Source organism: Exiguobacterium sp. 8H (assembly GCF_902506255.1).
In the GTDB taxonomy this organism is placed as follows: domain Bacteria; phylum Bacillota; class Bacilli; order Exiguobacteriales; family Exiguobacteriaceae; genus Exiguobacterium; species Exiguobacterium profundum.
In genome coordinates, this window is the sequence record NZ_LR733434.1 from 1 (window position 1) to 1,865 (window position 1,865).

Genomic DNA, 1,865 nt, shown 5'->3' on the forward strand with positions numbered 1-1,865 from the left:
TTCTTGCACTGTCTAAACATCAAAGTTTCGAAGTCTTATCAGAAAATGAAGAAGTAAGGCTTATAGGCGTAAAGTTTTACATGGCTGAACCAGATAAAAAATTAGAATTTCAAGAAGACTTTAAAAATAAATTATTGAATTAAAGTTTTATTAATTAACTTGAAAAATAACACTCCTTTATTGTGAAACTTGAGAATCATGCATCGAATTAATTAAAGTTTGATTTGGAGTAACACCATTCTCCGGAATGGTGTATTTGTTTGATATCCATTTAGTAATTTCTAATCAATTCGAAATAGGTTACTTTAATACAATGTTCATGGTATTATTTAATGAAATCATCATTGTATTAAAGGGGGATATGTATGTATACGATTGACGAAGCATTTGAAATCTTATCAAAGAACAAGCTCACGACTCATAAGGAGACGGTCCGTAGCTGGGTACGAAAAGGCGTAATCCAGGCAGAACCGCTCGAGTCGCGTAAAAAAGGCTATCGGATCAGTGAAGAGGCGCTCGAACAGTTCATCAAAGAACGGATGCCGGAAGGATGGGAGCTGTATCCGGAGTCGGTGACAGGGGATTCGCGGGATGTCGTCAAGAATGAAGAAGAGGCCCCGTATCACGTCGAAGTCGATGTAGAAGCGATCAAAGAACGGACTCGCGAGGAGATGTGGTACGAGCTTCTCGGCAAATTCGTCTTCGAGGACTACTTCGTCCTAAAGAAATCAGAGGTCAAGGCTGCCGTCGAGCATATGCGCTATTCAAAAGAGTTCGGAGCCGAGGTATGGGAACGTTGCTCGAAGCACACGTGGGGATACGCGACACCGCGAGTCCCACACCTGCTTGACTACTTCATGTTCGAAGGGGAGCGTATTCCCTTCAACAAAGATTTCGTTGGAAGAGATGAACAGATCATCCACGCGTTGATCGAGAAAATTCGACTCGATAAAGTGAATCGAAAACGTTTATGAACATAAAAAGACATTCTCTTAAAATAGAGGATGTCTTTTTATACAATCATCATTGTTTTAATTTCCAAGTTAAAATCATTCCCCGACCATTCCGTCGTTGTCGTTAGCTCACATATTACAAAGTCATGCATGTCAATTGGCGCATTCAATACCTGTTCGAGGATTGGGGTGTGTCTGAAGACGGGGCATGGGAGAAGGAATGTTGATTAGGACTCATACGTGAGCTTCGAGCGCCACGCGATAAACACCATTCGATCGAATGATATTCCTTGACATTATTTTTTGACTTCTAAATTCTTAATTTCTTTAAGTGACAGTGTATGTTCATTTAATTTGTCCGTCTCAAATTTTATTAACTGATATTCAGGGTAAACTGTACTTCTTTTTAAATCTACTTTGGCGACAATCGCTCTTGCACCCTGAACACTCAAAACCACATAAGATTGATTGGTAGAGTTATCTTTCATCACGATATAAGTTGATTCGCTTTCTGCGATAGAATATCCGATATCAAAAACAGTGAATAAAATGAAAGCGACAAAGCATATTGCCAACAAAGACTCATATTTTTTCAATAATAAATATATCATCAGTGAAATGATTGCCAATAGAAAATAATGTGGATTATAACCCGATTGCATTCCTAAAAATGAAAAAATGACGGTAGCTAGAATTAGGATTAATTGCACGAAGTGATCATAAACTTTTACCTTGGCATATAGGGAGTTCTTTATGTTTTTTAGCTTTTGATTCTTTTTAATGAAACCTAGGTATATGGTAGATAATATTACAAGAATCATAATGAACACTAAAGATCCTGTAAGAGTGTTTGAGTTAATTTCAATAAAAGATCTAGGGATAGAATAGTAGTGGAATTTTCCCCATTGAAAT

The 1,865-nt window shown here is 37.6% G+C and carries 2 protein-coding genes; one reads left to right on the top strand and one right to left on the bottom strand.

All coding sequences use genetic code 11. From position 1 onward, the window contains the following. Nucleotides 1–365: 365 nt before the first annotated feature. Entirely contained in the window at nt 366–974 is a 609-nt protein-coding gene (locus GVY43_RS15205) for a helix-turn-helix domain-containing protein (RefSeq protein ID WP_159563706.1), read from the top strand. Nucleotides 975–1,249: 275 nt separating this feature from the next. Here the strand turns inward: GVY43_RS15205 and GVY43_RS15210 are convergent. Then, nucleotides 1,250–1,865 (bottom strand): hypothetical protein (locus GVY43_RS15210; RefSeq protein ID WP_159563707.1); only part of this gene is annotated, 616 nt, incomplete at its 5' end.

Bases quoted from the DNA above. Each gene is read 5' to 3' on its own strand.
- GVY43_RS15205 (WP_159563706.1), top strand. From the start codon at position 366: ATGTATACGATTGACGAAGCATTTGAAATCTTATCAAAGAACAAGCTC.